Raw genomic sequence first — 14008 nt, forward strand, 5'->3', positions numbered from 1 at the left:
AATAAAAAATAATGTTCTGCCTAGGGCTTTGGGCTCAACTACGCCCTTTTAGCAGGATTTTAACTTTCGCATACCAGGAAAGTACTTCAAATAAAATACAAAAGCGAGGCGGAATGTTTGGTTCCAGCCTCGCTTTTTGGTGTATACGTCAAATCTGTTGCCTACTCCTCCCAGCCACAGATGGGCTCAAGCCACTCCTGACCCGGATCAATGGGCGCCCCGTCGGGTACCGGATTGCTCATGAGAGCCGGAAAACTCTGCGTCTGTCCTTTTTCAAAGAGGTCAATCCGTCGTAAGGCAAACTGATAGTGGGCCCGGTGCTGCTCGTCCACGCCGTACTGCTTCTGGTCAATCCAGGATTTCAGATCATTGAGCTTAAACAAAGCCATGGCCCGGGCCGCGGGAGAAGCCTCAGCCGATTCGGCCAGGCCAATCAGGTGCTGTAGAATGAGCTGCTCGGTCTGTCGGCGAATGCTTGCCTGGTAGCTTTCGCGGGTAGGGGTTTTGTTTTTCCAGGTTTCATCAATTAACCCATCTATCACTTCGCCCAGGCCGGGCAGTGAGCTGTCTACCGCGCGTTGCGCCTCCAGCCGACTGGCCCGCTCGGGGTCAAGTACCAGCGGCAGCACCAGGGAAGTAGCCGCCTCGGCGGGAGCCAGCGGGTCAAACGTCAGGCCGGTGCGCCGACCGAATACCTCCCGGCTGTTGGGGGTGTAGCCAAAAGGAGTGGGTGGAATTAGGGCCAGCACGGGCCGTGGCAGTGCCAGTACCTCGGGCCGGATGGACGATAAAATAGTACGTAAGGCCCGGCGCTGTTCCCCTCCCTCTACGGGCTTGTAGATAGTCTGGCCGTCGCCCCGCAGGGCGTAGGTATAGGTAGCACCACCTACCACCTTGGCGGCAGCCTCAACCTGGTAGCGGTGAAACAGGTACATGGGTACCAGTACTTCTTCGAGGGTAGCCAGTGGCATTCCCACGGGTATTTTCTTTTCGTTAAATTGGTTCAAAGCAATCCGGCGTACCTTCATCACCCGTTCCAGTTCATCCACGGCGTTGCTGCCGCCGTCCCAGAGGTGCGTCTGCGGATGGGCACTACTCACCGGCCGGGCGTCCTGATCGCTCAGAAAACCCAGTCCTTGCTGTAGGTACCCGTTTATGATCTGGTTTAGGGAATCTTTCTCATTGACTCCTTCCGGAAAGCTACGGTAGGCGTAGTTAATAGCTACTTTGTCCCACGCGCCAATTCCGCTGGCGTAGGCATTGGAGAGGTCCAAGGTACTATCGTTTTTGATATCCACCTGCGGATGCGGGTAGTCCATCACTGAGGCGCGTTCGCTAACGCTGGCTACGTAGTTGTGGGGCAGCCCCAGCGTATGCCCCACCTCATGCGCCGACAGCTGGCGTAGCCGGGCCAGCGAAAGCTGCATCATCTCGTCCGACACGGGCTGCCCTTCTTCGTACTTTGCCACCAGCCCCTGCGCAATCAGAAAGTCCTGCCGTACCCGCAACGAACCCAGCGTTACTTTTCCTTTCAGGATTTCGCCGGTGCGCGGGTCCACGATACTGCTCCCGTACGACCAGCCCCGCGTGGAACGGTGTACCCATTGTATCAGGTTGTAGCGAATATCCATCGGGTCGGCGGTATCGGGCAGCATCCTGACCTGGAAGGCATCCCTGTAGCCGGCTGCCTCAAAGGCCTGGTTCCACCAGGAGGCACCTTCCAGCAGGGCCGAGCGGATGGGCTCGGGGGTACCGGGGTCGAGGTAGTACACAATAGGCTTTACGGCTTCGCTCAGGGCGGCGGCCGTAGAGTCTTTTTTCTGGAGGCGATGCCGCACGATGTACCGTTTGGCCAGCGGCTCCCCTACCGGCGAGGCGTAATCATAAAACTCCAGGCCAATCACCCCCGCCCGCGGGTCAAAGGTCCGGGGCGTATAGTTACTGTCCGGCAGCTCCACAAACGAGTGGTGCTGGTGCATGGTCACGGCCGCGGGCGTAGGTACTACCGACCGCAGGTAAGGCCCGGCCCCCTCCCCTACCAGCGTAATAAGGGTTTCGAATTCGGTGTTTTTGGGAAAGTTTTTGGTGCGCTCCAGGTACATAGCCGAGCGCGAGGCTTCCGGGCGGTAGGTACCCTGGCGGGTGCGGCTAATGGCCTGTGCGGCCCCGACGGCATCCTGCATCAGGAAGGGGGTCAGGTCTACCAGTACCCGTCCGTACGACTCCGCCGCTACGTCAAAACCCCAGTGAATAGAACGCGCAAAGGATTCCTCTACGGCTTTGCGTTCCAGCGGATCGGGACTCAGGGCGCGGTAGCGGTAGTTAGGCTCCACCATCAGTACCTTCGGCCCTACCCGCTCAAACCGTACGATATGCTCCTGCCCCAGGCGGCCCCGGTCCAGCCCGATATCGTTAGAGCCAATGCCCTGCGCCAGCGTCGGGTAGTAAAGCAGCTCGGTATTTAAACGGGAAATTTCCAGCCATATCTTTCCTTTATTCGCGTCCCAGTAGTACGGCAGAAAACCTTCCTGCCTTTGCATACCGGCGGTAAAGGTTTCAATGGAAGGCGGCTGGGCAAGCGAAAGCGTTGAATAAAGTAGGGCAAAAGCCCCTATCAAGTACTTTTTTATCATACCGGGAAGGATTTTATTTCATGCATATTGATTATAAATATAATTGAAAACAGCGGGTGTTAACAGATTACCTCCTTTTTTATCATTTGTCAATGGTTCGGTGGGAATAATGCGCTTTGGGCTATTCCAAAAAAGAATTTTGCTTAGCAGATAAGCATGTACTACAAAAACTCGACTAAAATGTTCGCATATTGAGAACTTTTCATATATTTGTTCTGTCCAATCCACTACTTGATGGAGCGAATATTTGCAAAGAGTACTCTCAGGCAATTTTGGGGAAAACATAAAGATGCGGGACAATACCTGAAAACCTGGTATGACACAGCCATGAGTGCCGATTGGAAAAACCCAATGGATGTTAAAAACACCTATGCCAACGCTAGTATTCTAAAAGACGGGAGGATTGTTTTTAATATTAAAGGAAATGCATACCGGTTGGTGGCAAGATTCAACTTTGAGAAAAAATGGATCTTTATTCGGTTTATCGGTACCCATGCCGACTATGATAAAATAGACGCAAATACAATCTAAGGAAGAAAAGGATGGACATTAAACTTATAAAAACCGAGGAAGAATACCAGGAAGCCCTAATGCGGCTGAATACGCTTTTTGATGCTCCAATGGGCACGCCCGAAAGTGATCAGGCTGATCTTCTGGCACTAGTAATTGATGAGTACGAGAAAAAGAAGTATCCTATTGAGGCACCTGACCCCATAGAAGCGATTAAAATCCGAATGGAAGAATTGGATCTGAAACAGGTAGATCTGGTTCCTTACATTGGAGGAAAAAGTCAGGTTTCTGAAATACTGAACCGGAAAAGAAAGCTCACCGTAGAAATGGTCCGGAACCTGGCACGAAGGCTCAATCTTTCCGCCTCTATTCTTGTAAACGACTACCAATTGTCCAAATAACGCCTTCTATAGTGTTGATGACCAAGGGTATATTTTCAAGGGTGTCGCCCCCAGCCCCGTAGGGGCTACTTTCGGCTTATTTTTCTATAGTCTTGCAGCGGGTCAGGCAGATGCTACAGCCCAAAAACCGGCTGGCAAATAATTTATTCTCAGACGATTTATAAATCCTTTTCGGCTGCTATATTGCAGGTTAAAAAACCTTATCCTGCCTCCTCTCCCAACCTAATGTCGCTTATGAAAAAAGCAATCCTTTGCCTTTTACTGATTACATATGGATACCTAAAGGCGCAGCCCCCCCGAACCTTCGTAGAAATTATCGAAAAAACCACCGGTAAGCTTACTTCCACCCAGCAAGGCTTCGTGTCCAAAGAGTATATTTTCCCGGACAGAATTCATAGCTCACATGTCGATACTACCCTTAACCTGCTGACTATCCAGCTCCGGGCACTGCGAAATGAAAAATGGCTTGCCAACAGAGGGAAAATCTATGTGTTTGATATGCCGGGTTCCCGGGTGAGGTGGTCAAAGAACGTGCTGTACCAGAATGAAAGCTATGAAAACGTGGGGCCCCTCCTGCTGAAAACGAATGCCTCGGGAAGCCATCTGCTGAATGTTGAAACGGGAGAAACGGTCAGACGGGAGAATACTGTTTTTATTCATGCAGATCCTGAATTCAACATTGGCATCGGGTACGATATCACTCCCTCAAAAAGTTTGAAAAATCTCCTCATGGGTATAAATATAGCTACCGGTGAGAAACTATGGCAGCGCGTTGTTACCCGCGACTACAGCTGGAATGACCTGCGGTACCTTAATGACTCTACCCTCCTGATCGTGGCGGAAGGCCTGCATACTATAAATATTCATGACGGCTCTGGCTGGGACTATACGGCGGTAACCGGCAAGAAAGATTACTCGGTTACCATTGCAAAAAATGTGGCAGGAGTCGCGGTTGGGCTACTTACAGGTGCATACCTGGTTTCAACGGGTCCCGATTTAATTCGCGATGTTGTTTCCAATGTTGTTACAAAAGACAGCAGACTTTACTTTGCGTCCCGGAATACTATTGCTTGTATTGATGCCGAAGGTCAGGTAGTATGGTCCACTCCACTCCCTGAAAAACTTACGAGTAAATCAATCCTTTTTTTAAAGGACGACCAAGTGGTAATGGTCAATTGTGGCTATGCGTATAAAGGGTACCGAAAAATTAATTATGGAAAACCTTTCCTCGCCACTTTTGACCTAAGCAGTGGGGAAGAGACTTACAGGAATTATATTGGTTCAGGTCAGGAAAACAAATACAATGGATTTACTGTACGTGATAGCTGTATCTACTTTATTATGGGGCAGCAAATAGAGAAATATTCCATCGCTTCCGGCAAAATGCTGGGCAGTACTACCCTTCACAACGAAGATTTTTCCTTCCTGGGTGATCATGTCTATGAGCAGCAGAGTGACTCAACCTACAGTAGCATCAACCAGCTTCATCCTGACCGGGTCTATATTTACACTAAAGATAAAAAAATTATAGGGCTTGATAAAGAATTAAAAGTCGAGGCTTCCAAAGCAGATGATCAGGCTTGGCTAAACTATTTTACGAAGTACAACTATCGGTTTCTAAAACGCAATAAAGAAACAATTGTGCTGGATTCGCGGGGAGGTATGGTGGCTGAAATGGGTGAAGCAGGAAAATCCACTGTAGTTGGCAACAAGCTTTATACGGTACTCGCTAATAGTATCATCGAAACGGATGTGTCCCAATTATTTAGCCAGTAGCCCAAGAATGCTTAAAAACATACTGCGCCTTGCAAACATCTTGTTTAATCCACCTTAAACAAAACGCGTAAGGCTTGGTTAGGAAGTGAGTAAATAAAACTATTTATGCCCTCATCTTCCCCCATTGCCATCTTTTGGTTCCGGCGCGATCTGCGCCTGCACGACAACGCCGGGCTGTACCACGCCCTGCGTTCGGGCTATCCGGTGCTGCCGCTTTTTATTTTTGACCGCCTTATTCTTGACCAGCTTGAAAAGCCCCACGACCGCCGGGTCGAATTTATCCATAAGGTACTTGCAGATTTACAGGCTGAACTGGCGGCCATGGGTAGTACCCTGCTGGTGAAGTACGGTCGGCCCGGGCAGGTATGGCAGGAGGTACTTGAGCAGTATACCGTAGCCGAAGTCTATACCAACCACGACTACGAACCCTACGCCCAAAAGCGCGATGCGGAGGTAGGTACCCTGTTGAAAGAAAAAGAGATCGATTTCAGAACATTCAAAGACCAGGTAATTTTTGAGAAGCAGGAGGTACTTACCGGGCAGGGTACCCCCTACACCGTATTTACGCCCTATAGTCGTAAATGGAAAGATAAATTAGATGATTTCTACGCCGGTTCGTATCCTAACGCGAAGTACTTTACCCATTTCTGCAAAACTCAGGTACTTCCTATACCGCCGCTGGAAAGCATGGGGTTCAGGCCAGGAGGCGGACCATTTCCGGTAAAGAGCCTGCGCACTGAACTCCTGCAGAAGTACCACGACCTCCGCGATTTTCCCGCTGCTCCGGCTACCTCCCGGCTGGGCGTACATCTGCGTTTTGGTACGGTGAGTGTGCGGGAACTCGTGCGGAAGGCCAGGGTCCACAGTAGTACTTTTCTAAATGAATTGATTTGGCGGGACTTCTACCAGCAGATTCTCTGGAACTTCCCGCACGTTGGTCAGGGTGAGGCCTTCCGGCCCGAGTACGACCGCATCCGGTGGCGCAACAACGAGGAAGAATTTCAAAAATGGTGCGAGGGAAAAACGGGGTACCCACTGGTGGACGCCGGGATGCGGCAGCTCAACGCGACGGGCTTCATGCACAACCGCGTCCGGATGCTAACGGCCAGCTTTCTGGTCAAACACCTGCTGGTGGACTGGCGCTGGGGCGAGGCCTACTTCGCCAGTAAGCTGCTGGACTACGACCAGGCCGCCAACAACGGGGGCTGGCAGTGGGCCGCCGGCTCGGGTACCGACGCCGCGCCCTACTTCCGGATATTTAACCCTACCACCCAGGCTGCAAAATTTGACCCTCAGAAACAGTACCTCCGCGATTGGCTCCCCGACCTGAACAGTCTGGACTATACTGCTCCTATTGTAGACCACGCTTTTGCCCGGGAGCGATGTCTGAAGGTGTACAGGCAGGCCCTGGGAAAGGACTAAGAATGCCGGAAGAACAGAGCGGTACTACCCCCGGTACCCGTAGTAAAGGCGGGTAGCTTGGGTTTGTGGACTTATAAGTGTAAATTAGCCCCTTCTTTATCCAATTCTTGCTTTGTTCAGGACTCGAACTGCCATGAAAAAGCTTTTACTGATACTGGGGAGTAGCCTGAGCCTGCTGGCCTTCCAGTTGGTGGATGATACGCCACTGCGCACGGTTTCCAACCAGCTCCTCAACTACCTCCGCACCTACCCTTCCGAAAAAGTTTACCTGCACACCGACCGGGATGTGTACCTGGCCGGGGACAACCTCTGGCTCAAAGCCTACCTGGTAGACGGCCTCCTGCACCAGGCCGACTCCGCCAGCGGTACCTTGTACGTGCAGCTGGCCAATGACGAGGGAGCTGTTCTGGAAACCCGCGTCCTACGGGCCGAATATGGTTACGCCCACGGCGACTTCCAGCTGAACGACTCCCTGCCCGACGGCCGGTACCAATTGGTAGCCTTTACAAACTGGATGCGGAACAGTGACCCCGGCTTCTTCTTTCGAAAAACCATTGAAATCTTTAACTCCCGGCAGGAACCGGAAGCATCATCTCCGGCAAAGCCAGCGTTGGATGTTCAGTTTTTCCCCGAAGGAGGTACCCTGGTGACGGGCGTCCGAAGCCGCGTGGCTTTTAAGGCCATCAATCAGTCGGGGATGGGGGTCCAAGTTGAAGGCTCGGTGGCTACTGCCGACGGGCAGGAGGTAGCTCCCCTTCGCTCCGAACACGCCGGTATGGGGGTATTTTTACTAAAGCCCGAAAAAGGCAAGGAGTACATAGCTACCATCCGGAGCAAAGATGGACTCACACAGCGCTTTACGCTTCCCGCCGCCCGGGATAGCGGTGCCGTACTGACCATTGATAATTCAATTGCCAGCAATATTAAAGTGTCCGTTATGGAGCCAAATTCTACGCAGACACTGTACCTGGTGGGGCACGTGCGGGGGCAGGTACGCTTCCTGGCCGACCTGCCGCCCAACCGGAGTTCCTACTTTTACATTAACCGAAGCCTCTTTCCGGAAGAAGGCATTATTCATTTTACGGTGTTTAACCAAAAGCTACTTCCGCTGAGTGAACGCCTCATCTTTAATACGGTCCGGAAGCCGCTTACCGTGGAAGTAAGCCCGGACAAACCTTCGTACAAACCACATGAAAAGGTAACCCTGGCTGTCAGTGTGAAAGATGCCGACAATAAACCCGTAGCCGCCGAGCTTTCCCTGGCTGCTACCGACGCCGGGTTGCTACCCGCTACCAATGCCCGGAACATTTATAGCTACCTGCTGCTCAGCTCTGACCTCAAGGGCCACATCGAAAATCCTGATTTTTATTTTAATCCGGAAAATGAAAAAGCGGCTGCCTACCTGGACCTGCTGCTCATGACCCAGGGGTGGCGGCGCTTTGTCTGGGAGGAGGTACTTCGTGATGTATACGCGCCACCTACCCATCGTTTGCAGGCGGCGCTACCGATCAGCGGTCGTTTGTTGCTTCCGGGTAATAAGCCCGCCGAAAATCTTTCTTTTTCCCTGATAGCCCAGACGGGTACCCAGCAGCAGTTTTTAAATGGGCAGACCGAAGCAGGCGGGAAATTTGCCATACCCGACGGGGCGGTGTACAACAGTACTACCCAATTCCAGGTCAAAACCCGCCAGAAGCAGGACATAAACGTACTGCTGGACCCTTTTACCGTTCCCTCGTCTACCCAGGTACCGGTTCGCTTCCCGGCCCCGACCCTGGCCCGTAGTTCTTTATCAGCCTTTATGAAAAATGCGGAAAACTGGCAGGAAATATTGACGCTCATTAAGCAGGAAGAACAAAATACAGCTACCACCTCAACTGCCCGGGCTGAGGAACCCGCCGCGCCCGCGAAAGGCCGCAGCTCAAAAAACACCGCCGGAAAGAAAAGCAAATCACAAAGCATTGACCCCCGACGAAATACCTACGGTTCGCCCGATACGTCCTTTCCCCTGGATGATAATGTCAGAAATGGATTCTCGGATGTGCTGCAGGTACTTAAAGGCCGGGTGCCCGGGGTGACAGTCTCAGGTGAAAATGTTTTGATACGCGGTGTCAGTACAATTATGGGTTCTACCGAGCCGCTGTTCCTGATTGATGGCGTTCCTTCTTCCAAAAGCGCCGTTCTTTCTCTTTCTGTTCGGGATGTAGAGGCCATAGATGTCCTGAAAGGTCCCTCGGCCTCAGCATTTGGTACGCGCGGTTCCAATGGCGTTATCAACGTTCTTACCCGGCGCTACGAAAAAGACACTCCCGATACCGGTTCCAGCACACAAAATACCATTGGCTACGCCATAGCCCGGGAATTTTATGCCCCCCGCTACGACGTAGTGAAACCGGGGCAGTTTCCCGACCGGCGCCCCACCGTATACTGGGCCCCCGTGGTCCGGACGGGCCCCGACGGTAAAGCTACCGTCAGCTACTGGAACCCAGGTAGTCCCACTACGGTGCAGGTGCAGGTACAGGGCGCTGTGCCGACCGGTAGGTTTGGCACGGGCACGCTGAAGTACGACATCCGTTAATATTCTATATGAAAGCAAAGCTACTGCTTGCGCTCATCCTGCTACTCTTTTCCCTGGGAAGTACCTGGGCCCGCGCCGTACTGAGTGGTACCGTTCGGGATGCCGCCACCAAACAACCCCTGTCGGGGGTGACGGTATCTATCCAGGAGCTGCAGCAGGGAACCACTACCGACGAAAACGGTCAATATACCCTGACGCTCCCCCTGGGCAGCTACACGGTTCGGTTCACGGGAGTTGGGCACTACAAAGTTACCCGGGCTATTCGCCTGATGGATGACACCACCCTGGACCTGGAACTGCTGCCCTCCATTACGGAACTGGACGAGCTGGAAGTAAAAGGCCGCCGCGACGACGCCAACGTACGGAGCAACGACATGGGGGTAGTGCGGCTGAATGTGGCTACACTCAAAAAAATACCCGTGGTATTTGGGGAAACGGACATAGTGCGGTCGCTGATGCTGCAGCCCGGTGTCAGCAATGTGGGCGAAGGGGCCGGGGGCTTTAACGTCCGGGGGGGCCGGGTAGACCAGAACCTGGTCCTGCTCGACGGCGCTCCGCTGTTCAACACTTCGCACCTGCTGGGTTTTTTCTCCAATCTTAATCCTGACGTGGTACAGGACGTAACGCTGTACAAAGGTACCATACCCGCCCGCTACGGCGGTCGGCTTTCGTCAGCGCTGGTCATGAATACCCGCACCGGCAGCCCCGACCGCTGGAACGTCAGCGGCGGCGTAGGTACCATCAGCAGCAGGCTCGTGGTGGATGGCCCGGTGCTGGGAAATAAACTTACCCTGATGGCCGGTGCAAGACTCGCTTATCCCAACCTGATCATCAAACTTTTTCCGGACTTGTTTGAAGGAAGTAAGGCTTCTTTCAGCGACCTGAACGGCAAGCTGACCTACCAGCCCAACGACCGACACCGCGTGGCATTGTCGGCCTACCACAGCGCCGACCGATTCAAGTTTCCGGCCGATACTACCTACGGCTGGAAGTCGGGTACCGCTACCCTGCGGTGGAATGCCGTGCTCAGCCGTACGCTGTCGAGTGAAGTATCGTTGCTGCAAAGTTCTTATGAGTTCAACGTCGATAGTCCCAAGCCCTTCTACGAGTTTTCGCTGCGCTCCCAGATCCGTCAGCGCGAGGCCAACGCCGGTTTTACTTTTACCCCCCGGGAGGCCCACAAGCTGGAAGCGGGCGCAGGTTATATTCACTACCGGCTGCAGCCCGGCTCCCTGCGCCCCGACGGTGCCGAATCAAGTATCCGGCCGCTTTCCATCGAAACCGAGCTGGGTCAGGAGCTGAGCGCCTACATTCAGGAGGAATGGACTTTGAGCCCTTCCCTTACCCTCACTACCGGCCTCCGCTACGTCCGGTTTCATACGCTGGGGCCCTATACCAGGTACCTCTACGAAGCCCGGGTACCCAGCAGCCCCGAAACCCTCACCGACTCCATCAGCTACGGCCGGGGCGAGCGGGTACAATCCTACGGTGGCTGGGAACCCCGGCTGGCGCTCCGGATTGGCCTGGGTACCAATCAGTCTTTAAAGCTCAGCTACAACCGCTCGCGGCAGTTTCTGCACCTGATTTCCAATACCACGGCCATTTCTCCGGTTGATTTCTGGAAACTGAGTGACCCTTTTGTACCGCCGCAGGTAGCGGACCAGTATTCGGTGGGCTTGTTCCGGAACTGGAAGGATAACAGCATCGAAACTTCCATTGAAGGCTACTACAAGGATATTACCAACCTGGTGGAGTACCGCAACGGAGCCGAGCTGCTGCTGAATCCCTACCTAGAAACGGCCCTGTTGTCGGCGCTGGGAAAAGCCTACGGTGTAGAGTTTGCCGTCAATAAAACCAAAGGCCGCCTGACCGGCTCCCTGAACTATACCTACTCCCGCTCCCTGATTACTACCCGGACCGAATTTCCCGGCGAGGCCATTAACCGCGGGGCGTGGTACCCTACGCTTTTTGACCGCCCGCATATTACCAACCTCACCGGCAGCTATACCCTGGGCAAAGGCTGGACGGGGTCGGCGAACTTTACCTATACCACCGGCCGACCCAACACCTACCCCGACGGACAGTATCTGGTGAACGGCATTCCGATGATTAACTATTCGCTGCGCAACGCCGACCGCCTGCCCGACTACCACCGGCTCGATATGTCCATCAGCCACGACAGCCGACGCACCCGCGACCAGACCCGGTATAGCGTGTGGGTTATTTCATTGTATAATTTTTACGCCCGTAAGAATCCTTATTCTATCTATTTCCAGCAATTCCGTTCGTACCAGTTGTCGGTGTTTGGGAGCATTATTCCTTCCGTTACCTGGAATTTCCACTATTAGACCATGTCCGGAAAACGATATTTAGTAATAATCAATCAACTGCTTTTTCTTTTCACCGCTTACCTGACCGGCTGCGTGGAAGAGGTACGGGTACCCATCCGGACTATCGAGCCGCAACTGGTGGTGGAAGGGCATATCAGTAACGACGGCCCACCTTATACCGTCCGGCTTACGCGCAGCGGTAGCTTTAATGAACCCGGTTCTTCCGAAAGCTCCGCTATTACCGAAGCTCAGGTCTATATTCTGGAAACCTCTACCAACCAGCGGCTGCACCTGTTGCCCGTAGACGAGCAGCCGGGCCTGTATCAGAGCGGGGATAGTACCTTTGTGGCACGGGTGGGCCAGTCGTATCAGGTCCGGATTGAACTACCGGAGGAGAAAGTATTCGTTTCTGAACCCGAAACCATGCCCGAAGCGGTACCCGTCGAAAGCCTGACGGCCCGCTTTACCGGCAATACCGGCAATGTACTTGATACCCCTTTTGGTTACGATATTTTTCTGAATACCCAGGACCAGCCGGGCCAGCGCAACTACTACCGCTGGACCGCCAACAGCATCATTCGCCGGGAGGCCATTGGGGTACGGGACTTTGGGGGAGTTTTCCACAAGAAATTCTGCTGGACCCCCGTGGACGATAATGAAATCATTATTTACGCCGATTCCTATTCGGACGGGCAACCCATCCGGGAGCAGTACCTGTACCGTTCGCCGGTGTACATTGTGGGGAAACATTTTGTGGAGGTACAGCAGTACTCGCTTACCCGCGAGGCCTACCAGTACTGGCGACGTTTCAACGAGCAGCGCCAGCGGGTAGGTACTATCTTTGACCCTATTCCCTCGCCCGTGTATGGCAATGTCTACAACCAGGCAGACCCCACCGAGCGGGCCCTGGGGCTGTTTGAAGTAGCGGGCGTCAGTCAGAAGCGGCTGGTGGTACCCGGCGACACGCTGAATGATGCCTTGCTGAAAGTCCAGACGCTGCGGTACGTTATTCCCGGCGACTGTCGCTATGTTTTTTACAAAGGCAGCGAAGTACCTCCCCAGAACTGGCTCCCCTGACGGGCTTACTTTTTCAGGCTTTCGGTTATCTTCCGCATGGGGCCCGAAGGAATAATATGGTTGAAATTGGACCAGTACACTTCGTCGTATTTAGGAATGCGCTGCGGGGCAAACTGAGCCGTATCCAAGAGCTGGTCCGACGGAGGTACCGCGTTGCCGTTGCTCTTGAGAATATCATTGGCCACAAAGTGCAGACGAATGGTACCCGTAAGTGTACTCGCTTTATCAATAAAATCGGTTTCGATGAGCAACTGAGAGTCCTGCAGGTACCACTTGCCGGCATAAGGCAGGTAGTTGGTAAAGCTGCTCAGTCGTTTCCCCTCGCGGCTCTTGCCAAGTACTTTTCCCAGGGTACTTTTCATGGAGGTTTTGAATACATCATTCACGCCGCTGGGGGTAAACTCGTACTCAATACGTACCAGCGCCGAATCGGCTTTGTTGATAAAGATAATGCCGTTCCGGGCCGCTTTTACTCCCGCGTTGACCGGCGAAAACCGGATGCGGTACACGTCCCGGCCGTTGTAGAAAGCAATGGTATCGTCGAGCTGGTAGGCATAGTCGGACAGGTTGCTACCGGCGAGGTACTCGGGCAGGCCGGTTTCAATGCTTTTGGTAACAATAGCCGTTCCATTCGGAAATTCGTACTCGTCCAGTAGTTTGGAACGGGTAGTACTCTGGTACCGGCGGCCGCGCATCAGGCGTACCTTTTCCGGGAATTCTATCTTGGGCCGCGGGTCTTTCTCTACTTTAAGTACCGCCTCGCGTATGTCCACGTATTCGCCGTTCTGCTGCAGGGTTTCCTGGTAAAAGCCGTTCATCATGATGGGTGAATCGGCGTAATTCCTGGCCACTTTGGTCAGCGCCCCACTCACCAATCCCCGCGCGTCGAAGCTATTGGTATACCCCCCGTCTACTATAACGGGTTGTGCCGTTTCGAGCTCAATAACTACGTGGCGGTCGCCCGGAGTAAAGTCCGCTCCTTTTCGGGTAAAGTTTTTATAGCCCACTACGGCTACCGCTATCGCTTCTTCCGCGGCTATTTTGGGAAAGCGGTAGTAAAATTCTCCGTTTTCGTTGGCGATAGTACCCATGCCCCGGTCCATCACCCCAATGTGCGCGAAGGGGATGGGCGCCTGGGTAGTTTTGTCAATAACCTTCCCGCCAATAATGATGTACCCCTGCGCCACCAGCCCGCTGATTGACCCTACCCAAAGAAAAAAAACCGCAAACGCCCGCCTGTAAAGTACTGTCATATCAATATTCGAAATAAAATTTAACCAACAT

The 14008-nt window shown here is 53.2% G+C and carries 9 protein-coding genes; 7 read left to right on the top strand and 2 right to left on the bottom strand.

Annotated elements, in window-relative coordinates; translation table 11 throughout:
- Window positions 1-161 precede the first annotated feature (161 nt).
- Window positions 162-2633 carry a zinc-dependent metalloprotease gene (locus tag VGN67_RS08140; RefSeq protein ID WP_327486306.1) on the bottom strand — a complete coding sequence of 824 codons (2472 nt, stop codon included), beginning with the start codon at window positions 2631-2633 and terminating at the stop codon, window positions 162-164.
- 234 nt (window positions 2634-2867) lie between these two features.
- Here VGN67_RS08140 and VGN67_RS08145 point away from each other — a divergent pair, with 234 nt between their 5' ends.
- From VGN67_RS08145 to VGN67_RS08175, 7 genes are all read left to right on the top strand, one after another.
- Window positions 2868-3164 (top strand): type II toxin-antitoxin system HigB family toxin, encoded by a 297-nt coding sequence (locus VGN67_RS08145; RefSeq protein ID WP_327486307.1) that lies wholly within the window; start codon window positions 2868-2870, stop codon window positions 3162-3164.
- A gap of 11 nt (window positions 3165-3175) precedes the next feature.
- Window positions 3176-3544: a helix-turn-helix domain-containing protein gene (locus tag VGN67_RS08150; RefSeq protein WP_327486308.1), complete on the top strand. Its 369-nt coding sequence runs from the start codon at window positions 3176-3178 to the stop codon at window positions 3542-3544.
- A gap of 234 nt (window positions 3545-3778) precedes the next feature.
- Window positions 3779-5320: a hypothetical protein gene (locus tag VGN67_RS08155; RefSeq protein WP_327486309.1), complete on the top strand. Its 1542-nt coding sequence runs from the start codon at window positions 3779-3781 to the stop codon at window positions 5318-5320.
- Between the two features lie 105 nt (window positions 5321-5425).
- A complete protein-coding gene (locus VGN67_RS08160; RefSeq protein WP_327486310.1) occupies window positions 5426-6742 on the top strand; it encodes a deoxyribodipyrimidine photo-lyase in 1317 nt (438 codons plus the stop codon).
- Window positions 6743-6875: 133 nt separating this feature from the next.
- A complete protein-coding gene (locus VGN67_RS08165) occupies window positions 6876-9317 on the top strand; it encodes an MG2 domain-containing protein (RefSeq protein ID WP_327486311.1) in 2442 nt (813 codons plus the stop codon).
- 8 nt (window positions 9318-9325) lie between these two features.
- A complete protein-coding gene (locus tag VGN67_RS08170; protein WP_327486312.1) occupies window positions 9326-11665 on the top strand; it encodes a TonB-dependent receptor in 2340 nt (779 codons plus the stop codon).
- Between the two features lie 3 nt (window positions 11666-11668).
- Complete coding sequence (locus VGN67_RS08175; RefSeq protein WP_327486313.1) at window positions 11669-12724, top strand: DUF4249 domain-containing protein; 1056 nt, start codon at window positions 11669-11671, stop codon at window positions 12722-12724.
- Window positions 12725-12729: 5 nt separating this feature from the next.
- Here VGN67_RS08175 and VGN67_RS08180 read toward each other — a convergent pair whose 3' ends face one another.
- A complete protein-coding gene (locus VGN67_RS08180; RefSeq protein WP_327486314.1) occupies window positions 12730-13977 on the bottom strand; it encodes a carboxypeptidase-like regulatory domain-containing protein in 1248 nt (415 codons plus the stop codon).
- Window positions 13978-14008: the final 31 nt, after the last annotated feature.

The organism is Telluribacter sp., assembly GCF_035998675.1.
Taxonomy (GTDB): Bacteria; Bacteroidota; Bacteroidia; order Cytophagales; family Spirosomataceae; genus Telluribacter.